General features: G+C 31.6%; 21 protein-coding genes. 18 read left to right on the top strand and 3 right to left on the bottom strand.

Features of this window, described 5'->3' with window-relative positions:
• Positions 1 to 237: 237 nt before the first annotated feature.
• A complete protein-coding gene (locus tag HMPREF2663_RS01630; protein WP_002457849.1) occupies positions 238 to 1,500 on the bottom strand; it encodes a BaiN/RdsA family NAD(P)/FAD-dependent oxidoreductase in 1,263 nt (420 codons plus the stop codon).
• Between the two features lie 271 nt (positions 1,501 to 1,771).
• Here HMPREF2663_RS01630 and HMPREF2663_RS01625 point away from each other — a divergent pair, with 271 nt between their 5' ends.
• The 7 genes from HMPREF2663_RS01625 (at position 1,772) to trmB (ending at position 8,971) form a co-directional block, all read left to right on the top strand.
• On the top strand, positions 1,772 to 3,433 hold the full coding sequence (locus HMPREF2663_RS01625) for a putative polysaccharide biosynthesis protein (protein WP_002457848.1): 1,662 nt from the start codon (positions 1,772 to 1,774) through the stop codon (positions 3,431 to 3,433).
• Positions 3,430 to 4,122, top strand: a complete 693-nt coding sequence (locus tag HMPREF2663_RS01620) for a pseudouridine synthase (RefSeq protein WP_002446706.1) — start codon at positions 3,430 to 3,432, stop codon at positions 4,120 to 4,122. The genes HMPREF2663_RS01625 and HMPREF2663_RS01620 overlap by 4 nt, the downstream gene beginning before the upstream one ends.
• A gap of 17 nt (positions 4,123 to 4,139) precedes the next feature.
• On the top strand, positions 4,140 to 4,568 hold the full coding sequence (locus tag HMPREF2663_RS01615) for a YtxH domain-containing protein (protein WP_070845641.1): 429 nt from the start codon (positions 4,140 to 4,142) through the stop codon (positions 4,566 to 4,568).
• Positions 4,569 to 4,870: 302 nt separating this feature from the next.
• Positions 4,871 to 6,280, top strand: coding sequence for a dipeptidase PepV (pepV, locus tag HMPREF2663_RS01610; RefSeq protein ID WP_002486735.1), 1,410 nt, complete (start codon positions 4,871 to 4,873; stop codon positions 6,278 to 6,280).
• A gap of 3 nt (positions 6,281 to 6,283) precedes the next feature.
• Positions 6,284 to 7,132: a D-amino-acid transaminase gene (dat, locus tag HMPREF2663_RS01605; RefSeq protein ID WP_002474955.1), complete on the top strand. Its 849-nt coding sequence runs from the start codon at positions 6,284 to 6,286 to the stop codon at positions 7,130 to 7,132.
• 386 nt (positions 7,133 to 7,518) lie between these two features.
• Positions 7,519 to 8,310, top strand: a complete 792-nt coding sequence (locus HMPREF2663_RS01600) for a phosphotransferase family protein (protein ID WP_002457844.1) — start codon at positions 7,519 to 7,521, stop codon at positions 8,308 to 8,310.
• Between the two features lie 13 nt (positions 8,311 to 8,323).
• The gene (gene trmB / locus HMPREF2663_RS01595) at positions 8,324 to 8,971 is read left to right on the top strand and encodes a tRNA (guanosine(46)-N7)-methyltransferase TrmB (protein WP_002457843.1); all 648 of its coding nucleotides are present in this window, start codon (positions 8,324 to 8,326) and stop codon (positions 8,969 to 8,971) included.
• 159 nt (positions 8,972 to 9,130) lie between these two features.
• Here trmB and HMPREF2663_RS01590 read toward each other — a convergent pair whose 3' ends face one another.
• The gene (locus HMPREF2663_RS01590; RefSeq protein ID WP_002474691.1) at positions 9,131 to 9,445 is read right to left on the bottom strand and encodes a PepSY domain-containing protein; all 315 of its coding nucleotides are present in this window, start codon (positions 9,443 to 9,445) and stop codon (positions 9,131 to 9,133) included.
• 84 nt (positions 9,446 to 9,529) lie between these two features.
• Here HMPREF2663_RS01590 and HMPREF2663_RS01585 point away from each other — a divergent pair, with 84 nt between their 5' ends.
• From HMPREF2663_RS01585 to HMPREF2663_RS01535, 11 genes are all read left to right on the top strand, one after another.
• On the top strand, positions 9,530 to 10,615 hold the full coding sequence (locus tag HMPREF2663_RS01585; protein ID WP_070592812.1) for a M42 family metallopeptidase: 1,086 nt from the start codon (positions 9,530 to 9,532) through the stop codon (positions 10,613 to 10,615).
• A gap of 5 nt (positions 10,616 to 10,620) precedes the next feature.
• A complete protein-coding gene (locus HMPREF2663_RS01580; RefSeq protein ID WP_002446698.1) occupies positions 10,621 to 10,932 on the top strand; it encodes a thioredoxin family protein in 312 nt (103 codons plus the stop codon).
• Between the two features lie 137 nt (positions 10,933 to 11,069).
• Positions 11,070 to 11,924 (top strand): DUF1444 domain-containing protein, encoded by an 855-nt coding sequence (locus tag HMPREF2663_RS01575; RefSeq protein WP_070845639.1) that lies wholly within the window; start codon positions 11,070 to 11,072, stop codon positions 11,922 to 11,924.
• 22 nt (positions 11,925 to 11,946) lie between these two features.
• Complete coding sequence (gene ytpR, locus HMPREF2663_RS01570; RefSeq protein ID WP_070845638.1) at positions 11,947 to 12,543, top strand: YtpR family tRNA-binding protein; 597 nt, start codon at positions 11,947 to 11,949, stop codon at positions 12,541 to 12,543.
• 20 nt (positions 12,544 to 12,563) lie between these two features.
• Entirely contained in the window at positions 12,564 to 16,073 is a 3,510-nt protein-coding gene (locus HMPREF2663_RS01565) for a DNA translocase FtsK (protein ID WP_070845637.1), read from the top strand.
• A gap of 20 nt (positions 16,074 to 16,093) precedes the next feature.
• The gene (murC, locus tag HMPREF2663_RS01560; protein WP_002457837.1) at positions 16,094 to 17,407 is read left to right on the top strand and encodes a UDP-N-acetylmuramate--L-alanine ligase; all 1,314 of its coding nucleotides are present in this window, start codon (positions 16,094 to 16,096) and stop codon (positions 17,405 to 17,407) included.
• Positions 17,408 to 17,481: 74 nt separating this feature from the next.
• A complete protein-coding gene (locus HMPREF2663_RS01555) occupies positions 17,482 to 17,973 on the top strand; it encodes a DUF948 domain-containing protein (RefSeq protein WP_001830868.1) in 492 nt (163 codons plus the stop codon).
• 77 nt (positions 17,974 to 18,050) lie between these two features.
• Positions 18,051 to 19,274: a YtxH domain-containing protein gene (locus HMPREF2663_RS01550; protein ID WP_002490134.1), complete on the top strand. Its 1,224-nt coding sequence runs from the start codon at positions 18,051 to 18,053 to the stop codon at positions 19,272 to 19,274.
• 434 nt (positions 19,275 to 19,708) lie between these two features.
• Positions 19,709 to 20,800, top strand: a complete 1,092-nt coding sequence (locus HMPREF2663_RS01545; protein WP_001830908.1) for a bifunctional 3-deoxy-7-phosphoheptulonate synthase/chorismate mutase — start codon at positions 19,709 to 19,711, stop codon at positions 20,798 to 20,800.
• 255 nt (positions 20,801 to 21,055) lie between these two features.
• Complete coding sequence (gene ccpA / locus HMPREF2663_RS01540) at positions 21,056 to 22,045, top strand: catabolite control protein A (protein ID WP_002446692.1); 990 nt, start codon at positions 21,056 to 21,058, stop codon at positions 22,043 to 22,045.
• A 417-nt stretch (positions 22,046 to 22,462) separates the two neighbouring features.
• Positions 22,463 to 24,130 carry a formate--tetrahydrofolate ligase gene (locus HMPREF2663_RS01535; protein WP_070845635.1) on the top strand — a complete coding sequence of 556 codons (1,668 nt, stop codon included), beginning with the start codon at positions 22,463 to 22,465 and terminating at the stop codon, positions 24,128 to 24,130.
• 89 nt (positions 24,131 to 24,219) lie between these two features.
• Here the strand turns inward: HMPREF2663_RS01535 and HMPREF2663_RS01530 are convergent, their stop codons facing one another.
• Complete coding sequence (locus tag HMPREF2663_RS01530) at positions 24,220 to 25,125, bottom strand: transglycosylase domain-containing protein (RefSeq protein ID WP_002446690.1); 906 nt, start codon at positions 25,123 to 25,125, stop codon at positions 24,220 to 24,222.
• Positions 25,126 to 25,140 lie beyond the last annotated feature (15 nt).

Raw genomic sequence — 25,140 nt, 5'->3', positions numbered from 1 at the left:
ATAGCAATTAAATATTTCTAATAAAATATAAAACATATAAGCTATTAAATAATAAAAATCTAGCATATCATTTTACTTATATTTGTGGTAGTTATCTTGTGAAAATATTAAGAAATATATTTTATGAATTAGTGTATGTACAATCTAGACGTGTCTAATATAAAAAAATTGCTATAAAGTATTTGATTATTATCAAGTACTTTATAGCTTATGCTAATTTGTATTATATTAATAAAATTATTTGTTTTTATCTATTTTAAATTCACCGGCAAACATTCCAGCAACATGACCCGTAACTAATGCACTTGTTATATTATAACCTCCAGTGTATCCATGAATATCTAGGACTTCGCCACATAAAAATAATCCTGGCACTAATTTGGACATCATAGTTTTGGGTTCTATTTCTTTTAAAGAAATACCGCCACCTGTCACAAAAGCTTTGTCTAATGGAAGTGTACCATCTACTGTAAAGGTAAAAGTCTTTAGAAGATTAACAAAAGTTTGAAACTGTTGGTTTGATAAATGATGTGCAGTCATTTCATCATGAATACCAGATTGTTCGAGAATAAATAATAAATATCGCTCTTCTATTATTCCACGCAAACTATTTTTAATATATTTATCTGGTTCTGCTTTAAGTATTTTTCTCACTTTTTGAAATAGTTGATCTACGTTTAGTTCAGGGAAAACATCTAATTGCATTTGGATATTTTTCTTTTTTTGATTTTTCTGCTCTTTATAAACAAACTGACTGCATCTAAGAGCAGCAGGACCACTAATTCCAAAATGTGTGAATATCATATCCATTTGATGACTTACTCTTTTTTTACCATTTTTCTTTAAAACCGATAAATTAACATCTTTTAAACTTAACCCTTTTAAGCGATTTGATTTGATAAAAGTTTCTGAAGAAGTGATAGGTACTTCAGTAGGGAATAATTCTGTTATAGAATGACCTAGAGATTTTGCAAATTTGTAACCATCTCCAGTAGAACCGGTTTGAGGCACTGATGTACCTCCTGTAGCAATAATTAAACTGTGACTTTCAAATTCACCTATTTGTGTTTTAACTTTAAAATTATGGTCATACGAAACACTGACAACTGGTGTTTCTTCCTTAATCTCAACATGATTCTCTTTGAGCTGGTTAATAAGCACATCAACAACATCTTGAGATTTATTTGAAACTGGGAACATTCTACCATGATCTTCTTCTTTAAGTTTGACTCCACGGGTTTCAAAAAAATTTATAATAGAAAGATTATCAAAAACTGAGAAAGGGCTATATAGGAATTTACCATTACCCGGAATATTTTTTATGATTTCATCATACGGAAGTCTATTAGTTACGTTGCAACGACCACCACCTGAGATTTTTAGTTTTCGTCCAAGACCTTTTTTCTTTTCGATTAATAAAACTGATTCATTTTTTTCACTTGCAGCAACTGCAGCCATAGCCCCACTAGGGCCGCCTCCGATAACAATTGTTTGATACATAATGATAACCTCCACACTTTTTTATCTTAATTATTGTAAATGGAATAGGATGACAGAGCTTAAGATAATAATTATAATATAAAACTTGGCAAATAATATTAAAATTGAAGTTGAGAGTCTTTTAAAGTCATATCGATTTTAATTAAAGTTATCTTTATAGGACAAACAACTATTATTTTGTGATATATTTTAAAGTAATGCAAGATAATGTGTTTAACAGTAAAAATAGAACTGACAAGCATTAATAATTATTAAGATAGGAAGATAGGTTATGAGTGAAAGTAAAGAAATGGTTCGTGGAACCTTTTTAATTACAATAAGTATTTTAATTACAAAAGTATTAGGTGTCTTATTTATTATTCCGTTTACTGCTTTAATAGGTGGACAAGCCAACATGGCACCTTTTACTTATGCTTATGCACCATACAATATAGCTATAGCTATAGCAACAGCAGGTGTTCCGCTTGCCGCGTCAAAATATGTTGCTAAATATAATGCACTGGGTGCATATAAGGTCAGTCAGAAGTTTTATAAATCAAGTTTTGTAGTCATGAGTATTACTGGTATTGTAGGTTTCCTAGTTTTATATTTATTAGCACCATACATAGCCGAACTAACTTTATCACGTAATACTCATGGTAAGAATGGGTGGACAGTTGCTGATATCACTTGGATTATTAGAATAATAAGTATGGTAGTTATATTTATTCCAGTTCTCGCAACTTGGAGAGGTATATTTCAAGGATACAAATCGATGGGACCTACTGCAGTATCAGAAGTTACAGAACAAATTGCAAGAATTGTATTTATTTTAGTAGGTAGTTATTTAACGCTCAATGTATTTGGAGGTACAGTTCTTCAGGCGAACGGTATTGCAACGTTTGCAGCGGCAATAGGTGCAATCGCAGGAATACTTACATTATGGTATTACTGGATTAAAAGAAGAAATAATATTAAAAATATGGTCGACTCAGATACAGCAAATTTAAATGTTTCATACGGGAAAATGTACAAAGAAATTATTGCTTATAGCATTCCATTTGTCATAGTAAGTTTGAATTTTCCACTATTTAATTTGGTTGATCAGTTTACTCATAATGGTGCGCTTAACCTTGTAGGTGTCAAACCTGGTTTGCAAGATATATTCTTTAACATGTTAAACATGTCTACAAACAAAATTGTAATGATTCCAACATCATTAAGTGCTGGATTTGCTGTCAGTTTAATACCATTTATAACTAAAACCTATGAAGAAGGTAGATATGCAGAGATGCATCGACAAATTAGAACTTCGATTGGAGTTTTAATGTTTATTACTGTTCCAGCTAGTATTGGGATCATGGCATTAGCGCAACCTTTATTCACAGTATTTTATGGTTTTGATCCAGTTGTTCACGGTCACGATCCAAATTTCGATGGAAGTAGATTATTATTTTACTATGCTCCTGTTGCAATTTTAATTTCATTATTAAGTGTTACAGCATCAATGTTACAGGGTATCGATAAACAAAAATTAACGGTTTTTGTTATTTTAGGATCTGTTTTAATTAAATTAATTCTGAATTATCCTTTAATTATGTTATTACACACACCTGGCGCTGTATTAAGTACAGCAATAGCTTTATTATTTGCAATTTGTTGCAATTTCTATATTCTTAAAAAATACGCAAACTTTAAATTTAGTTACAGTTGGATACATCTAGCTAAGATTATTCTAATTTCAATTATCATGATGATTGGGGTTGAGGTGATTTTCTTCATTTTAAGATTATTCTTGGAACCAACTAGATTTAATTACTTGATTATTGTTGCAATTGGTGTCATTGTAGGAGCAATCATTTATGGTGGTATTACAATCAAGACTAGATTAGCTGATGAATTTTTAGGTGATATTCCCACTAAAATAAGACGTAAAGTGAAGATATTGCGATGAGATTAGATAAATTTCTAGCTAATATGGGCGTTGGAACGCGATCAGAAGTTAAACAGTTACTCAAAAAAGGAGCTGTTAAGGTCAACCAAAATAAAGTTAAGTCACCTAAACTTCATGTTAATCCTAATTCTGATGAGATAATGGTAAATGATGAAGTAGTAAGTTATATTGACAAAGTGTATATCATGTTAAACAAACCAAAAGGTTATATTTCAGCTACAGAGGATGAGTTGCATCCTACTATTATTGATTTGATACCTGAATACGCACATTTAAATATTTTTCCGGTCGGACGTTTGGACAAAGATACAGAAGGATTACTCCTAGTTACAAATGATGGGCAGTTTAATCATGAAGTAATGAATCCCAATAAGCATGTTTCAAAGACTTATGAAGTCTATTCAAAACACCCAATAACTCAATTTGATATTGATGAATTTAAATCCGGAATAGAATTATCAGATGGAAAATTAAAGCCTGCAATTTTAAAGAAAGTTGATGATTATGTATCACATGTCACCATTTACGAAGGAAAATATCATCAAGTTAAAAGAATGTTTCATAGTATCGAAAATGAGGTATTAGAATTGAAACGCATAAAGATTGCTGAACTAGAACTAGACCATAATTTAGATTTAGGTAGTTATCGTTTGTTAACACAATTGGATTTTGATAACCTTAAAAACTAACAAAGGAGAGATGTAAAATGGGAAAAAGTACTAATTTATTTAAAGTTGCATTAGGCATTGGTGGTGCTATTACTGCTGTAGCATTATCACGTAAAGAAAGTCGAGATAAACTTAAACAAGAATATAATAAATATAAAGAAGATCCTGAATCATATAAATTTAGCGCTAAAGATTTAGCAACTCAAATAGGTAATAAAGCTAATGAAACAATTCAAGAAGTTAAGAAGAACCCTAAAGACTATGTTGAACGTATCAAAAGTAATCCTAAAGAATTTTTAGAAGAAGAAAAGTCTAAAATTATTGGCAAAAATGATCAGACTCAAGATGATATCGAAGAAGGAAAATTCGATGCTGAAGGTGGCGCAACTGCCAATAATAATTTAAGAGTTGTTACTGAAGATGACTTAAAAAATAATAAAAATGCATTACAAGATAAAAAAGAATAGTTATACATTTTAACTTTAGTGGAACAGAATTTGAATTCGTTGTTCCATAGCGATAACAAAGATTAGTTTTAAACATAAGCGTTATAAGTTTATTTTCAATCCGTTTAACGATTGTTAAGAATAAGAGAAGTCTAGGACATTAACTTGTACCTAGGCTTTTTTATATTTTTTAAACTATAAGTTAATCTTTTAGTCGCAACTTATTAATAAAAATTAAGTTATTTTTCTGACATCTTACTGTAGTTTCTTTTAAACATCATGTAAAATGGAACATAACTTAGAAAAAAGGAAGTTGATCTCGAATGTGGAAAGAAAAGGTTCTAGAGTACGAAAATCAAATGATTGAAGATCTTAAAGGCTTACTATCTATAGAAAGCATCAGAGATGATTCTAAAGCCACAGCTGATGCACCTGTGGGACCAGGACCGAGAGAAGCTCTTGATTACATGTACAAGCTAGGTAAAAGAGATGGTTTTTCAGCCCATGATGTTGATCATATAGCTGGTAGAATTGAAGCTGGTAAAGGAGAAGAGGTATTAGGTATTTTATGTCATGTCGATGTAGTACCGGCAGGCGATGGATGGGATTCAAATCCATTCCAACCAGTAGTGACAGACAATGCAATTATAGCCAGAGGGACACTGGATGATAAAGGACCAACCATTGCTGCCTATTATGCAGTTAAAATTTTAAATGAGATGAAGGTAGATTGGAAAAAACGTATACACATTATTATCGGAACTGATGAGGAATCAGATTGGAAATGTACAGACAGATATTTCAAAACAGAAGAAATGCCTGCCTTAGGTTTTGCACCAGATGCAGAATTCCCAGCTATACATGGTGAAAAGGGTATAACAACCTTTGATTTAGTACAAAATGAAGTGACGGAAGATACAGATGAACCTGACTATGAGTTATTAAAATTTGAATCTGGTCAAAGATACAATATGGTTCCTGATTACGCTAAAGCAGAAGTGCTCGTCAAAGAAAATATGACAGATGTCATTCAAAACTTTGAAAACTTTTTACAACAAAATCAACTGCAGGGTGAAAGTACAGTTGACAGTGGTATTTTAATATTAACAGTTGAAGGTAAAGCAGTTCATGGCATGGATCCATCTTTAGGTGTTAATGCAGGATTGTTTTTACTTAAATTTTTAGCAAGTCTTAATCTAAATAAAAGCGCAAAAGATTTCGTAGAATTCAATGAGCGATACTTATTTGAATCTCACTTTGGTGAAAAAATGGGTATGAAGTTCCATACAGATATTATGGGAGATGTCACTACTAATATCGGGGTTATCAGTTATGATAAAGAAAAAGCAGGCCGTTATGGTGTTAATCTAAGATATCCCGAAGGATTTAAATTTGAAGACGCAATTGAAAGATTTAGAAGCGAAATTAATGAACTAGGTTTTAGCTTAGAACTTGGTAAAGTTCAAAAACCGCATTATGTTGATAAAAATGACCCATTTGTAAAAACACTTGTAAACGCATATAGAAATCAAACAGGTGATATGACTGAACCATATACGATTGGTGGAGGAACATATGCGAGAAATTTAGATAAGGGTGTCGCATTTGGTGCGATGTTTGCAGATTCAGAAGATTTAATGCATCAAAAAAATGAGTATATAACTAAAAAGCAATTGATCAATGCAACAAGTATTTATTTAGAAGCTATTTACGCTTTATGTGTGGAGGATTAATTTATGACAAAAGTTTTTATAAATGGTGAATTTGTTAATGAAGAGGATGCTAAGGTTTCATACGAAGATCGAGGATACGTGTTTGGTGACGGAATCTATGAATATATCCGTGCATATGATGGGAAATTGTTTACCGTTAAAGAACATTTTGAAAGATTTTTAAGAAGTGCTGAAGAAATAGGTCTAGATTTAAATTTTACTATCGAGGAATTAATTGAATTAGTACGTCGATTATTAAAAGAAAATAACGTTGTGAATGGCGGTATTTATATACAAGCTACCCGTGGTGCTGCTCCTCGAAATCATTCATTTCCAACACCACCTGTAAAACCTGTTATTATGGCGTTTACGAAAAGTTATGATAGACCTTATGAAGAATTAGAACAAGGTGTTTATGCCATTACAACTGAAGATATTAGATGGTTACGTTGTGATATTAAAAGTTTAAATTTATTAGGTAATGTATTAGCTAAAGAATATGCTGTTAAATATAATGCTGCAGAGGCTATACAACACCGAAGTGATATTGTCACTGAGGGTGCATCTAGTAATGTTTACGCAATTAAAGATGGAGTAATATACACGCATCCTGTCAATAATTTTATATTGAACGGAATTACTCGCCGTGTCATAAAGTGGATAGCAGAGGATGAACAAATACCATTCAAAGAAGAAACATTTACAGTAGAATTTCTTAAAAATGCTGATGAAGTTATCATTTCTAGTACTTCTGCAGAAGTTATGCCAATTACAAAAATTGATGGTGAAAATGTTAAAGATGGACAAGTTGGTACTATAACACGCCAATTACAACAAGGATTTGAAAAGTATATTCAATCACATAGTATTTAGAATTTTTAAATTTATAGTTTGAGGATGAAAATTTAAAATAATTGTCTTATTTCACCGAAAATCTGATCTGATAATGTGTTATAATTTATAATAAAGCGATTTAGAAATCAAAGAGACATTAGACTAGTAAAATGTATCTTTTTGTTTCTGATTTTTAGTTGAAATGTAACCCTAAAAATTATAAAATCTTTTATGAGTGATAAATTATGAACGGACTTAAATAAGTCGAATTAAGATGGGACTAAATATTGACTTAAATAGCTCACATAAACTGTTAACAAATTAAATGTAAAGCGTAAAAAACAAACGCTTTGTAAAAATTAGAATATATGGCTCAGAAAAACTATTTCTTGAGCCATTTTCTAGTTGAAAGTGAGGTGAACGTGTTGGAGCAGTTTTATCAGTTAGGGTGGACACTTGATTCAGCAGGAGGTGCTTCTGGTGAAGCATATATGGCTGAACAAGATGGACAAAAATTATTTTTAAAACGCAATTCAAATCCTTTTATTGCTGCGCTATCTGCAGAAGGTATTGTACCTAAACTTGTTTGGACGAAACGTATTGAAACAGGTGAAGTAGTAACAGCTCAGCATTGGAAAAATGGTAGAGAATTAAATGAAGATGAAATGAATCAAACCAGAGTTGCTGAACTACTACATAAAATTCATGGTTCAAGACCTTTATTAACAATGTTAAAGCGTATGGAGATGGAACCTATTACGCCTGAAATTATGTTGAATAAAATTAACGCATCACTTTCAAGAGAAGTTTTAACGCATCATGTTGTGAGAAGAGCTTTAACCTATCTTGAAGATCATATACCGAATTTAGACGCACGTTTCTTTACTGTTGTACATGGAGATGTTAATCATAACAACTGGTTATTATCAGATCGTGATGAACTTTACCTTGTGGATTGGGAAGGTGCAATGATTGCAGACCCAGCGATTGACATTGGTATGCTGCTTTACAATTACGTTCCTCAAAACAAATGGTCTCAGTGGTTTAAAACTTATGGCGTTGAAGAAAGTGTCAATTTGAATAAACGTATGAAATGGTACACAGTTATTCAAGCAATTGGTCTCATTCAGTGGTATGAAGAACAAAAACGCTATAAAGATATGAATACATGGCTGAAATTTTTAAATGAAGTAATGAATAGTAACTTATTTATATAAGGAGTAATTAATGATGAGAGTTCGTTACAAACCGTGGGCCGAAGATTATTTAAAGAACCATCCTGATTTAGTAGACATGGACGGTGCTCACGCTGGTAAAATGTCTGAGTGGTTCGAAAAAGAACAACCGATTTATATTGAAATTGGTTCAGGAATGGGACAATTTATAACAACATTAGCAGCACAATATCCAGAGATTAATTTTGTATCAATGGAACGTGAAAAAAGTGTGATGTACAAAGTTCTTGATAAAACTAAAGAGATGGGCCTAAAAAATTTAAAAATGATTTGTAATGATGCTATTGAGCTTAATGAGTATTTTCAAGATAATGAAATATCTAGAATTTACTTAAATTTTTCAGATCCTTGGCCTAAAAAGCGTCATGCAAAAAGACGTCTAACGTATCATACATACCTTGCATTATATAAACAAATACTTAAAGATGACGGTGAAATTCATTTTAAAACTGATAATCGTGGTTTGTTCGCATTTAGTATAGAAAGTATGTCGCAATTTGGAATGTATTTTACTAAAATGAATTTAAATTTACACGATGAAGATGATGAAGATAATATTGTGACAGAATATGAGAAGAAATTCTCTGAAAAGGGATCTCGTATTTATCGAATGGAAGCTAAATTTCATAAATGTTTTGAATAGAATAAGTAACTTATGATTAATATCAAACCAACTTTTATGTTTAAAATTATCATGAAAGTTGGTTTTTTTACAAAAAGCCCCAAATGATTTTAAATATAAATTCATTTGGGGCGAAGTTATTGTGATAGGGTTTTGTTATTATATAATATCAATTTTGACTCAGAGTTCAATAATGTCAATAATTTGTCCTGACACAGCATCTGCATAAAACTCATAATTAATAAGATGGTCATTTTTTAATACTGTGATGCCACCTTGGTATATTGGTTGGTTCTGATTTATATTTTCTAAAACAATTGGTTCTTGCACAATATAGGAACCTTTTACTTCTCTAAAATAAGTTTTGACTTCATTAAGTAATAATTCGGCGTTATACAGTTTTTTCTTCGTCAAAAAAATGAGAGAAAAGATTAATATTAAAAAAGCTGTAGAAAAAAACAATATGGTTATTTTTTTAAAATTAACTGACTTCATCACAAATTCTCCTCTTACATAATTCATATCATTAGTTTACCATATTGAAGATGATATAATTAAGCATAAGGAGTGAGAATTTATATGACTATTGATAACTCAAAAACATTGGAACGAATTAAAATATTAACAGAACTTCATGGAGCACCCGGTTTTGAAGATGAAGTGAGAAGTTATATGAAGAGTGAAATGGAACCGTTCGTGGATAAGTTTATTCAAAATAAGATGGGTGGTTTCTATGGAATAAAAAAATCAAATAAAGAAAACGCACCTCGAGTTATGATAGCAGCACATATGGATGAAATAGGTTTTATGATTACTCATATTAATGATAATGGAATGATTCAATTTACAAATTTAGGTGGCGTAGCTAATGATATTTGGCAAGGGCAAAGGTTAAAGATAAAAAATAGGTGCGGTAAAGAAATTATCGGAGTAGTTGCTAATATTCCTAAACATTTTAGAACAGGAAATGAAAGCATACCTCAAATCAAAGATTTAATGTTAGATATTGGTGCCTCTTCATCAGAAGAAGTACGCAATCGGGGTGTGGAGGTTGGTGATACAATAGTTCCTCACACAATAATGACTCAGTTGTCAAATAACAGATATAGCGCGAAAGCCTGGGACAATAGATATGGTTGTGTCTTAGCTATTGAGATATTAGAATTATTAAAAGACGTTCAACTAGATGTTGATTTATATGTTGGTGCCAATGTACAAGAAGAAGTTGGTCTTAGAGGAGCTAAAGCTGCCGCAAAGCAAATTAATCCTGATATTGCATTCGTTGTCGATTGTTCCCCTGCAAATGATATCAAAGGTAAACAACAACTTTCTGGTATGTTAGGGGAAGGGACTTTAATTCGTATCAAAGATGGTACTATGATACTTAAACCAATATTTAGAGATTATCTCCTTAAGCTAGCACAAGAAAATCAGATTGCATATCAATATTATATATCACCTGGTGGTACAGATGGTGGGGAGATTCATAAAGCGAATGAAGGTATACCAACAGCTGTTATTGGAGTGTGTGCACGTTATATTCATAGTACAGATGCGGTGTTTGATATTAGAGATTATTTTGCTGCACGTCACTTGTTAAAAGAAAGTATTATTCATTTAACAAGTGAACAAATTCAACAATTACAATATGGAAAGGAAATTTGACATTTATGATTAAACTTGAATCAGAACAACAATTTGAAGAATTAAAAAAAGGGTATACAGTATTTGAATTCACTGCTGAATGGTGTCCAGATTGTAAGGTGATTGAACCGGATTTACCTAAATTAGAGAAAAAATACAGTCAATTACAATTTGTGTCTGTAGATAGAGATCAATTTATAGATATTTGTGTTCAAAATGATATTTTAGGTATTCCTAGTTTTCTTATCTTTAAAGAAGGTCAACTTTTAGGAAGTTATATAGGTAAAGAGAGAAAATCAATTGATCAAATTGATCAATTTTTATCTCAACACATTTAATAATTAGTCAGAAAATGACTCAGCAAATCTACATTAATTTATAATAACAAATTAATGTGATTATCTGAGTTTTTTCTGTTAACTCAACATTATTTATTGTAAACTGTAAAAAGGTGCGAAAATAGGGAGTGTTAATAATGAATGTCTTCCAAATGAGAGATAAATTGAAAGCGCGTTTAAAACAATTAGACGTAGAATTCAAGTTTGATAGAGAAGAAGCAACGTTACGTATTGTAAGAATTGACAATCACAAAGGTGTAACGATTAAACTTAACGCTATCGTCGCAAAATACGAAGAACAAAAAGAAAAGATTATAGATGAAATTTGTTATTATGTCGAGGAAGCAATCGCTCAGATGGGTGATGAAGAGATAAATAATGTTGAGGACATACAAATTATGCCGGTTATAAGAGCTACAAGTTTCGATAAAGAAACTAAAGAAGGTCATGCATTTGTGTTAACAGAACATACTGCTGAAACTAATATATATTACGCTCTTGATTTAGGAAAATCTTATCGGCTAATAGATGAAAATATGTTACAAACATTAAATTTAACTGCTCAACAAGTGAAAGAAATGTCACTATTTAATGTTCGTAAGTTAGAGTGTCGCTATAGTACGGATGAAGTTAAAGGTAATATTTTTTACTTTATCAACACAAATGATGGATATGATGCAAGTCGTATTTTAAATACTTCCTTTTTAAATCATATTCAACACCAATGTGAAGGTGAAATGCTTGTTGGTGTGCCACATCAAGATGTATTAATTCTTGCGGATATTAGAAATAAAACAGGTTATGATGTTATGGCTCATTTGACTATGGAATTCTTTACTAAAGGACTTGTTCCGATTACTTCTTTATCATTTGGTTATGATAACGGACATCTAGAGCCAATATTTATTTTGGGAAAAAATAATAAACAAAAAAGAGACCCTAACGTTATTCAACGTTTAGAAGCTAACAGAAAAAAATTCAAAAAAGATTAATGAAAGAAATGGAGTTTTATAAATGAACTTATTTTACAATCCTAAAGGTGTTGGAGATGTTGCATTTATTCAAATTGAACCTTCAGTTGGCCCTTTTGAATATGAGCAAAAACAGAATGTGGTAGAAATAAAAAAAGAAAATAAGGTCGTAGGTTATAATATATTTCGTGTGTCTAACAATGTGACAATAAATGATAATGGACATATTAAACTAACTACTGAATTAATCAAAGATTTCCAACAACTAATTACTGAAGCAGGTTTTGATTATCAACTTGATACTGATGTATCGCCTAAATTTGTAGTGGGTTACGTAGAAACTAAAGAAAAACACCCTAATGCAGACAAACTAAGTGTGTTAAATGTAAATGTTGGTACTGAAAAACTTCAAATTGTTTGTGGGGCTCCAAATGTAGAATCTGGTCAGAAGGTCGTTGTTGCAAAAGTTGGAGCCGTTATGCCAAGTGGCATGGTAATCAAAGATGCCCAATTACGTGGGGTGGATTCTAGTGGTATGATTTGCTCAATGAAAGAATTAAATTTGCCTAATGTTCCTAAAGAAAAAGGAATTATGGTACTTAATGATGACTATGATATTGGTCAGGCATTTTTTGAATAATTAAGAAAGGTAGTGTAATTATGAGCTGGTTTGATAAATTATTTGGCGATGACAACGGTTCGAATGACGATTTGTTACGCAAAAATAAAAATAGACGTCAGTCTCAGCAATCAAAACAAAATAATCAAGACTCATTACTGCCTCAAAATAATGATATTTATAGTCGACCAAGAGGTAAATTTAGATTTCCTATACAAGTTTCTGAAAATGAATATACGCAAAAAAATGAAAGTTATAATGAACATAGCCAAGAAGAAACAAATGATACGATGAGTTCATATAACCAGCATGATAACCTTGATTTTGTTTCTTCTGGTAAAAGACATCGACGCCGTCGCCAAGCGTATTCAAAACACAATCAATCTAAGATTACACAGCAAAAGCAATTTGCAGATAATAATTATACAAATAATAACAGTATTTTTAATCAAAACGACAATCAGAAATCTTCACAACAACGCAAATCAATACAATCTGAAAATATTAAAAACAAAGCAAACACTAAGAATACGTCGACATCTCCTGGATTTACATATATAAATCATAGTTTTAAATCAAGTGAGGTACCCTCAGCGATTTTTGGTACAAAAAAACGAAGCCCGATTGAGAATGGTGTCATACCACCAGAACATAAGGAATTAAATGATAAAGAGATTGTTCAAAAGGATGAAGGCTCACATTCAACGAAATCAGTAGGTGCGTCAATAAATGTTTCTAATAGTAACGATGATAATGTTGAAAAAAATCAACAGAAAAAACAACAAACAACTGCTCAAACTGAGTCATCATCAGAAAATATTCATAATGTTGAAAAGTCAAATTATCAAACTACTAAGCGTAAAACACCAAATTATTCTAAAGTAGATAATACGATTAATATTGAAAACATCTATGCTTCACAAATTGTAGAAGAAATCAGAAGAGAAAGAGAACGTAAAGTTCTTCAGAAACGACGTTTTAAGAAAGCCTTACAACAAAAACGTCAACAAAATCAACAGTCAGAAGAAGATTCAATTCAAAAAGCTATTGATGAAATGTATGCGAAGCAAGCCCAACATTATACAGGCGAAAGTTCATTGGATTTAGAAAATGAAAGCAATCAAGATTCGTCACCTAATAGCCTTGAGAAACAAACAAACAGCAGCAACATAGACAATAAAGAAGTGAAAAATAATGCAACTTCATTTAACTACGAAGAAATTGACTTAGATGCGACAACAGATGTATATAAAGTTAATGAAGAAGAAACTGAATCTAAAATTGATGAAGATTTAGTATCATCTAATCATTATCATTCTAATGATGATTCGGAAGTAGAAGATGCCGAATATCACGAATTAGATGATAACCGACAACAAAACCAAAGTAAGTCCCAAGAGGATATAATTAGTTCAGAATCAATTAATTCAAATATGGATGATAATGCAATCAGTGCAAGTGTAGATAATGACACTGAAAGAGCTAAACCAAATGAGGATAAAAATGATACAGAAATTACACACTTAGATGAAACAACAAGTGCAAAAGTTAGTGACGAGAAGACTAAATCTAATACAAACAATTATTTAGAACAAGAAAAGAATGTAAAATTAAAAAATGTAAATTCATCAAAATCTTCAAATTCTGATACAGTTCAAACAAGAAAACAACGTTTTGGTGGTAGTAGACCGTTTAATGTTTTAATGACACCGTCAGATAAAAAGAGAATGATGGATCAAAAACACAAAAAAATAAGTGTTCCAGAGCTTACACCTGAAAGAAAAGCGAATGCAAATCATAGAAAAGACAGGGAACCTAATAAATCTGAAGAATTTAAACAAATCAATACTAATAGAAAAACGGATTCTAATAGTAATGAAGCTAATGGCATTGAGCATGATATTAATTCAGCAAGTGATAATCGCGTACATGAAACATCATCCAAACAACACGATGAGCAAATACAAAAGCTACAAGATGATTTTCATTTTGAGAACCCAAACCATGCTAAAACTAACAATTCAAATGAAACTGGCAATCAAAGTAATATAAGTCATTCAAAACGGGCGCAATATTCAACAAATGAAAGTGAAAATATTGATACACAAACTTCAAATTCAAGTACATCAAATCAAAATTTTCAACGTATTCGTAAAGGCCCGAATATTAAATTGCCGAGCTATCAATTATTGGAAGAACCAGAACCACATGAAAAAGATCAAGATTGGATAGATAATAAAAAGCAAGAATTAAATGACGCATTATATTATTTCAACGTGCCTGCGGAAGTGAAAAATGTAACAGAAGGACCGAGTGTTACTCGATTCGAATTATCTGTTGAAAAAGGTGTTAAAGTATCAAGAATCACTGCATTACAAGATGATATAAAAATGGCTTTAGCTGCTAAAGATATTAGAATTGAAGCACCAATTCCAGGTACAAGTTTAGTAGGTATTGAAGTGCCAAATCAAAATCCTACGAAAGTGAATTTAAGGTCAATTATTGAATCTCCTAAATTTAAAAATACAGAGTCCAAACTTACGGTTGCAATGGGATATCGAATTAATAATGAACCCTTATTGATGGATATCGCTAAAACGCCTCATGCACTTATCGCTGGTGCTACAGGGTCAGGCAAATCAGTATGTATCAATAGTATCTTAATGTCTTTACTTTATAAAAATCATCCAGAAGAATTGCGTTTATTACTCATTGATCCGAAAATGGTAGAACTTGCACCGTATAACGATTTACCACATCTTGTATCACCCGTAATAACAGATGTAAAAGCAGCTACACAAAGTTTAAAATGGGCTGTTGAAGAAATGGAAAAACGTTATAAATTGTTTGCTCAATATCATGTCAGAAATATTACTGCTTTCAATAAAAAAGCACCTTATGAGCAAAGAATGCCTAAAATTGTTATAGTTATTGATGAGTTAGCTGATCTCATGATGATGGCACCACAAGATGTAGAACAATCAATTGCACGTATAGCTCAAAAAGCTCGAGCTTGTGGTATCCATATGTTAGTTGCTACACAACGACCATCAGTGAATGTAATCACTGGTCTTATTAAAGCTAATATACCTACTAGAATTGCATTTATGGTTTCATCGAATGTTGATTCTAGAACGATTTTAGACAGTGGTGGCGCTGAAAGATTATTAGGTTATGGTGATATGCTTTATCTAGGTAGCGGTATGAATAAACCTATACGTGTTCAAGGTACATTTGTTTCAGATGACGAAATAGATGAAGTTGTTGACTTTATTAAGCAACAGCGTGATCCTGAATATTTATTTGAAGAAAAAGAACTATTAAAGAAAACACAAACTCAAGCACAAGACGATTTATTTGATGATGTATGTGAGTTTATGGTTGAAGAGGGACATATTTCTACTTCTCTTATCCAAAGACATTTCCAAATTGGTTATAACAGAGCGGCAAGAATTATCGATCAGCTAGAACAATTAGGATATATTTCAGGTGCTAATGGTTCTAAACCAAGGGATGTTTATATTACAGAAGCGGATTTAAATAAAGAATAAAATGAGTAAGGAGTATTGAAATGACACACTATCATTTTGTCGGAATTAAAGGTTCAGGCATGAGTTCATTAGCACAAATCATGCATGACCTCGGTCATGAAGTACAAGGTTCAGACATAGAATCTTACGTTTTTACAGAAGTTGCCTTAAGAAATAAAGGGATAAAAATCTTACCCTTTGACGCAAATAATATTACAAAAGAAATGGTTGTCATCCAAGGTAATGCATTTCCTGATAATCATGAAGAAATTGTTAAAGCACATGAATTAAAGCTTGATGTCATTAAGTATCATGACTTTCTTGGTCATGTTATAAATCAATATACATCTGTTGCTGTTACAGGCGCACACGGTAAAACGTCTACAACTGGTTTGTTATCACATGTGATGAATGGAGATAAAAAGACCTCATTCCTAATCGGTGATGGTACAGGTATGGGACTACCAGGAAGTGACTATTTTGCTTTTGAGGCTTGTGAATACCGTAGGCACTTCTTAAGTTATCATCCTGATTATGCAATTATGACTAATATTGATTTTGACCATCCAGATTATTTTAAAAATATCGATGATGTTTATGATGCATTCCAACATATGGCGTTAAATGTTAAAAAAGGAATTATTGCTTGGGGTGATGATGAATATTTACGTAAATTAGATGTGGATATTCCGGTTTATTATTATGGCTTTAAAGAAACAGATGACATCTATGCTAAAAATATTCAAATTACTGAAAAGGGTACGCAATTTGATGTATATATTCAAGGTGAATTTTATGATCAATTCTTATCCCCACAATTTGGAAATCACAACATTCTAAACGCACTTGCTGTAATAGCAATTAGTTATTTAGAAGACATGAATGTAGAGAATATTAAAGAAGCCCTGATAACATTTGGTGGTGTAAAACGTCGTTTTAATGAAACAAAAGTATCAAATCAAGTATTAGTAGACGATTATGCACACCATCCAAGAGAAATTAGTGCTACAATTGAGACAGCGCGAAAAAAATATCCACAAAAAGATGTTGTTGCCGTTTTTCAACCACATACGTTTTCAAGAACTCAAGCATTTTTGAACGAATTTGCTGAGAGTTTAAGTAAGGCAGACCAAGTATTTTTATGTGAAATATTCGGTTCAATAAGAGAAAATACGGGAGATTTAACTATAAAAGATTTAATCAATCGTATTGACGGCTCGACGCTTATAGATGAAAATAGTATTGACGTATTAGAAAAATTTGATAACGCTGTAATTTTATTTATGGGCGCAGGTGACATTCAAAAGTTACTAAAAGCTTATTTTGAAAAATTAGGCGTAAAAAATGATTTTTAATATGTTTATATAAAAGCATCATGGGTATTAAATATTAATGACTTTTATTTTATGGTAATTAGGAGGCGTTTTTAATGGATTGGATTTTACCAATTGCAGGAATCATCGCTGCGATAGCGTTTTTAATTCTATGTATCGGTATCGTCGTGGTACTTATTTCTGTTAAAAAGAATTTAGACTATGTGGCTAAAACACTGGATGGTGTTGAAGGCCAAGTTCAAGGTATTACTCGTGAAACGACTGATTTACTTCATAAAGTGAATCGCTTAACTGAAGATATTCAAGGTAAAGTGGATCGTTTAAATTCTGTAGTTGATGCTGTTAAGGGCATTGGAGACTCAGTACAAAACTTAAATGGATCTGTAGATAGAGTTACAAACTCAATTACGCACAATATTTCTCAAAATGAAGATAAAATTTCTCAAGTTGTACAGTGGTCAAATGTTGCAATGGAGATTGCTGACAAATGGCAAAACAGATACAATCGTAGAGGAAGTGCAAACTACAAAACAAACACTGTAGCAGATGATGCAAATCATAGCTACAATTCACGTGTTAATAAATAATTAATACTATTTAATGACAAATGCACTTAAATGAGGCTTTTACTTATTTAAGTGCTTTTGTTTTAGGAGGAAAGTTTATGGAACATTATAATCGTGATAATTTCGAGAAAAGCCATACAAGCGAAGAATTGTATCATCGCTCATCTCGTTCACAATCTAACTCATTGAAACGCAAGGATTTCGTAGTTAGTTTCATAGCAAGTGCGATAGTAGGTTCTGCTGTTGGATTGTACTATAAAAATAAAATATATAAAAAAACGGATGAATTGAAAGAAAAAGAACAAGATTTACGCAGTAAAGTTGAAGACTATAAACAACGAGCGGAAGATACAATGTTTTCTGTTAAATCTAAAGTTGAGCAATTAAAAAATGATTCCAAAGATAATATACATGCAGATGAATTACAAGCTCAAAAAGCTGCGATACAACGCGAAACGCATTTAGCGGATGAATCACCGGAAGCTCAAGCAATTCAAGAAGCAAAAAAAGAAACAAAAAAAGCGGATGGTGTGAGACCATCAGCAACAGAATTAGCAGCTCAACAAAATGCGATACAACGCGAAACGCATTTAGCGGATGAATCACCAGAAGCTCAGGCAATTCAAGAAGCTAAAAGTGAAGTTGATTCAAACAATAAAACATCTATGACACACATAGATAGTGAGAAAGAACCTTCTGCTGAAGAAATTGCAATTGCTCAAACGGCAGTTAAAGAAGAAGTACGTAGCCATAATTTAGCAAACCCATCTGCAAGTGTAGAAGATACTAAAAGTAAGTCAGAAACTGAAACAGAAAAATTAGCTGCAGCGGCAAAAGCAAAAAGAGATAAAATAAATAACAATAATAAAGTTGCTAGTAACACGAAAAACCTAATGCAAGAAGAATCTATAAAACATTCAAATAACTCTGATGTTCCAAATCTTGTAACTAATTTAAATCAATCTCAAGCATCAGGTACTAATTCAGATGCTTATCGCTTAGCACAGGCAGCAAAAGAGAAAAAATCTAAGCTCACAAATGGTTCTAAAGAAACACAACTTACAGAATCATTGTTAAAAGAACCATCAATTGCTAAAGCTCAAACAAAATTGAAGCGTATCCCTACACTTATTACTGAATCTAAACAACATTCAAATAATCCACACATCCAAAAAAATGCGAATCAGACTAAAAACATCACAGCAACTAAAGAGGATTCCGAAGGCAAACAGCAACATACACCTAATCAAAACAAACGCAATAAACAGCAAAAAGTAGAAAAAACTAGTAGCAAAATTGAAAAACGAACATTTAATGATTAATCTCGAGTTTTAAATATTCACAATGATAAAGTGTACAATGAAGTGTATTGAACATTGTAAAAGTTATATTCTTTATCTACTTAACACGATTTATAAACTATTGTAATTATTATGTTAAATTTTAAATGTAAGTCATTAATTTAAGATATTATTTCACTTTAATTTTAGATATTTAAATAATATCAGACATCTAGAGGTAGGACGACGAATTTATATTCAGTTCGTTCCTATCTCTTTTAACATTTAAATAATATTGGAATGTCATTATTTAATAAATTATTATTTACATAAATTTACAGAAGATTTAGTATTTTCTGTAAATTAACGCTTGAACTATAAATGTGAAATTGTTAAAATTAGATTTGAATATTTTTAATTTTATCGCTTTAAAGTAACATACTTTATGCGGAACTATATCTTAGAGGTGAGTAGAAATGACGAATAAACTAGAACAGTATAGAGAAGAAATTGTTTCCTTAAATGATCAAATATTAGAATTACTATCGAAGCGAGGAGAATTAGCACAGAAAATTGGTGAAGAAAAAATTAAGCAAGGTACACGAGTATATGATCCTCAGCGTGAAAAGGAAATGATTAATCAGCTATTAGATAAAAATAAAGGTCCATTTAACGACAATGTGATTAAGCAATTATTTAAAGAAATTTTTAAAGCCTCTACAGATTTACAAAAATCAGAAAATGAAAAACATCTTTATGTATCACGTAAATTGAAACCTGAAGATACGATTGTTAAATTTGATAATGGCGGAATCATTGGTGATGGTAATAAATCATTTGTATTTGGTCCTTGTTCTGTAGAATCACAAGAACAAGTTGATGCTGTAGCACAAGATTTGCAGGCTAAAGGTGAGAAATTTATTCGTGGTGGAGCGTTTAAGCCTAGAACTTCTCCTTATGATTTCCAAGGTCTTGGAGTAGAAGGTCTTAAAATTTTGAAAAATGTTAAAGATAAATATAACTTAAATGTAGTAAGTGAAATAGTTAATCCAAATGATTTCGAAATCGCTTCAGATTATTTGGATGTTTTCCAAATTGGTGCTAGAAACATGCAAAATTTTGAGTTGCTTAAAGAAGCTGGTCGTACAGACAAACCTATTTTATTGAAACGTGGTTTATCAGCAACGATAGAAGAATTTATCTATGCAGCTGAATATATTGCTTCACAAGGTAACCGAAATATTATTTTATGTGAGAGAGGTATTCGTACATACGAAAAAGCAACTAGAAATACATTAGATATCTCAGCTGTACCTATTTTAAAGCAAGGAACACATTTACCTGTTATGGTTGATGTAACGCATAGTACAGGTAGAAAAGATATTATGTTACCGACAGCGAAAGCGGCTTTAGCCGTTGGTGCTGATGGAGTTATGGCCGAAGTTCATCCAGATCCTTCTGTTGCTTTAAGTGATGCTGGTCAACAAATGGATCTTAATGAATTCAATCAATTTTATCATGAATTAAAACCACTTGCTGATATGTACAATTCGAAGAAACTGAAATAGTAGATCAATGTATCGTTATACAATTAAATAAGTAATAATTTCCCATAGTTCTATATATTTTGAGCTATGGGAAATTTTATTTATACCAACTCATTAATAAAAAATCACATAAAAAATATTAAATGTAACGAAGTTTTTAACAGAATTGTGACAAAAACATAAAATGATTTCACAAACTATACAAATATGATAAACTTTGAAAATGATATGAAAACACGTTATAATAACAAATAAAACGTTTACAAGGAGGAAATTATGACAGTTACAATTTATGATGTAGCCCGAGAGGCCAGGGTATCAATGGCAACTGTTTCACGTGTAGTAAATGGAAACCAGAATGTTAAACCAGAAACACGTAATAAAGTAAATGAAGTCATTAAAAGGTTAAACTATCGACCTAACGCAGTTGCAAGAGGTCTTGCAAGTAAGCGTACAACGACGGTTGGAGTTATTATTCCTGATATTTCAAATGTTTATTACTCTCAACTTGCAAGAGGTTTAGAAGATATTGCAACAATGTACAAATATCACTCAATTATCTCAAACTCAGATAATGATCCAGAAAAAGAAAAAGAAATTTTTAATAATTTATTAAGTAAACAAGTCGACGGTATTATTTTCTTAGGTGGAACTATTTCTGAAGAAATTAAAAGTCTTATTAATCAATCATCTGTACCAGTCGTAGTTTCTGGAACGGATGGTAAGGATGATCATATTGCATCTGTAAATATTGATTTTAAACAAGCAGCCGAAGAAGCAACACAATATCTTATAGAGAAGGGTGCTAAAACTTTTTCTTTAATAGGTGGAGAATATTCTATAAAGGCACAAGATGATGTCTTAGAGGGTCTTAAAAATGTTTTAAGTCAGCATCAACTAAAATTAGACGATACATTACATTTATCTGGCAATGAAAGTTACAAATCAGGTATAAAAACATTTGAACAATTACAATCGAATTTACCAGATGCTGTTCTTTGTATCAGTGATGAGCAAGCAATTGGTATATTACATAGTGCACAAGACGCTGGTGTGAAAGTACCTGAAGATTTACAGATTATTAGCTTTAACAATACACGTTTAGTTGAAATGGTGAGACCACAGTTATCTAGTGTTATTCAACCATTGTATGATATTGGTGCTGTTGGAATGAGATTACTGACTAAATACATGAATGATGAAGAAATTGAAAATCCTAATGTCATATTGCCTCATAGAATAGAATATCGTGGGACAACTCAGTAAAAATAATGAGTGACATATTAGATATCTAGATTAATGCTCTATAGTGAAAAAAATATTTTCATTATAGAGTGTTTTTCATATTCTTTTATTGTATCTAAATCATTCAATTTTTCTATATAAATTCACTTTAACAGATATTACTAAGGAATAACTTTGTAATTGTTCTTGTTATTACAATTAAATATTTATTAATTTTATGGATGAATATGATTATCATATTATCAACGAATTACAAGTTTTGTGATTCGTGTAACTTTTGCAAAATTTCTTATGTATCCAGAATACGAATAGCATGAGCATTTCTTAAATGACGAACTTTTAGTACTAAATACATTAAAATATTCGACATTTAAATGTAAGTCGGTTATCATGATTCATATAACTCGTTAATTATATATAATCAAGGGGCTGAATATTTTGGCACATTTATCAGATTTAGAAATAGCAAACTTATCAAAACTTAAACCAATAAGTGAAATTGCAAGAAAAGTAGGAATTACTGAGGACGCTTTAGAACCATACGGCCACTATAAAGCTAAAATAGATATTAATCAGATACAAGAACAGGAGAAAAAAGGGAAAGTCGTATTAGTAACTGCTATGAGCCCAACACCTGCTGGTGAAGGAAAATCCACAGTAACTGTAGGTTTAGCTGATGCATTTAACAAATTGAATCATAATGTTACCGTTGCATTACGAGAACCTGCCTTAGGACCAACTTTTGGTATTAAAGGAGGCGCAACTGGTGGTGGTTATGCTCAAGTACTTCCTATGGAAGATATTAATATACATTTTAATGGTGATTTTCATGCAATTACTACTGCAAACAATGCACTTTCTGCATTTATCGACAACCACCTACATCAAGGAAATGAATTAGGAATTGATCAACGAAGAATTGAATGGAAACGTGTTTTAGATATGAATGATCGTGCGTTACGTCATGTTAACGTAGGATTAGGTGGTCCAACTCACGGAGTACCTAGAGAAGATGGTTTTAATATAACAGTTGCGTCAGAGATAATGGCTATTTTATGTCTAAGCCGAAATATCAAAGACTTAAAAGAAAAAATAAGTCGAATTACCATTGGTTATACACGTCATCACAAACCGATAACAGTTTCTGATTTGAAAGTAGAAGGTGCATTAACTTTAATACTTAAAGATGCGATTAAACCAAATTTGGTTCAAACAATTGAGGGAACTCCAGCTCTTGTTCACGGAGGCCCTTTTGCCAATATTGCTCATGGTTGTAACTCTATATTAGCAACTGAAACTGCAAGAAACTTATCAGATATTGTTGTTACAGAAGCAGGATTTGGTTCAGATTTAGGTGCCGAAAAGTTTATGAACATTAAAGCTCGCGAAGCAGGTTTCGATCCTTCAGCAGTTGTTGTTGTAGCAACGATTCGTGCTTTAAAAATGCATGGTGGTGTTGCAAAAGACCAACTTCAACATGAGAATATAGAGGCAGTTGAAGCGGGACTCGTTAATCTTGAAAGACATGTGAATAATATTAAAAAATACGGTGTCGAACCCATAGTAGCTTTAAATGCATTTATTCATGATACAGCTTCTGAAACAGCTTGTGTGAAACAATGGGCTAAAGATAATCAAGTACGTATTGCTTTAACAGAAGTATGGGAAAAAGGTGGAGAAGGTGGAATTGAACTTGCTAATCAAGTGTTCGATGTAATGCAGGAACCTCAAAACTTTAAGCCTTTATATGATTTAAAACAACCACTCGAAGCTAAAATTGAAACGATTGTTAAAGAAATTTATGGAGGTTCAAAAGTAAATTTCAGTAGTAAAGCACAAAAGCAATTAAAGCAATTTAAAGAGAATGGCTGGGATGAATATCCGATTTGTATGGCTAAAACTCAATATTCATTTAGTGATGATCAGACATTGTTAGGTGCCCCAAATGATTTTGAAATAACAATTAGAGAACTTGAAGCTAAAACAGGCGCTGGATTCATCGTTGCATTAACAGGTGCTATAATGACTATGCCTGGTTTACCGAAGAAACCAGCTGCACTAAATATGGATGTTACTGATGATGGTAAAGCAATAGGTCTTTTCTAAGAAAATAAAAAAGAGAGTGAGTCAGTGTTGTTAATAAATATTGCTCGCTCTCTTTTTATTACAAAAATTTTGATAAATATATTTGATTTTTATTCGTCTTTCGATTGTTTCAGCAAGTGCTGTTTAATATTGTATTTTTCAGCATTTTTGTATTGTTGTTTAGAAATTTTTCCTTCAACACGCATACGTTTAAGTACGTATTGTTGACGTTTCATGCTCAATTTTAAAAGATGGTGAGGCTTTATTTTGCCATGTTCGTCATAAGGCGTATAGCCATATGGACTTTGCAGTAAGCCAATGAGATACGCTGATTGTGCAACATTCAAATCTTTTGCAGGTATACCAAACAGACTATATGAAGCGGAAGATATACCAGTTATATTGGCACCGTTGTAGTCATGACCAAAAGGAACGATATTTAAATACGTATATATGATTTCATCTTTTGATAATAAAGTTTCGACCCGTGTAGCCAAGATAATTTCATTTGCTTTACGACTATAAGTTTTTTTGTTTGAGAGCACTTGATTTTTTACTAATTGTTGCGTGATCGTACTACCACCAGAAGATTGGTTTGAATTTGTGATATCTTGAAGCATCGCTCTTAAAAGTGCTTTAGGCATGATACCGTTATGTTTATAAAATAATGTATCTTCAGAGGCTGTAAGTGCATGTATAATATTTGAATTTACATGGTTCGGTCCAACTATAAGTGTATTTTGTGAATGATCATATTCTTCCAAAATTTGATTATTATGATTTATTAGCTCATCGCCAGGTATATGAAGGATTTTTGCTTTCAAATCTTTATCACTTATTGACGAAGCATCTTTAGTTAATTGTTGGAAGTAAAATACTAATGACAACAGTATGATAAAACCAATCAAAAAAAACACCAAAAAAATCATGACACATATATGTTTGACTTTTTTATATAAATGTTCAAATTTAGTATATTTATCTGTAGTTAGTATTTGATACTTGTTGAAATGCATTAGATACCTCCTAAA

The sequence above is a fragment of the Staphylococcus sp. HMSC077D08 genome, assembly GCF_001837945.1.
GTDB lineage: Bacteria > Bacillota > Bacilli > Staphylococcales > Staphylococcaceae > Staphylococcus > Staphylococcus epidermidis.
Note: the sequence above shows the minus strand (reverse complement) of the source record. Positions and strands in the feature narration are given on the sequence as shown.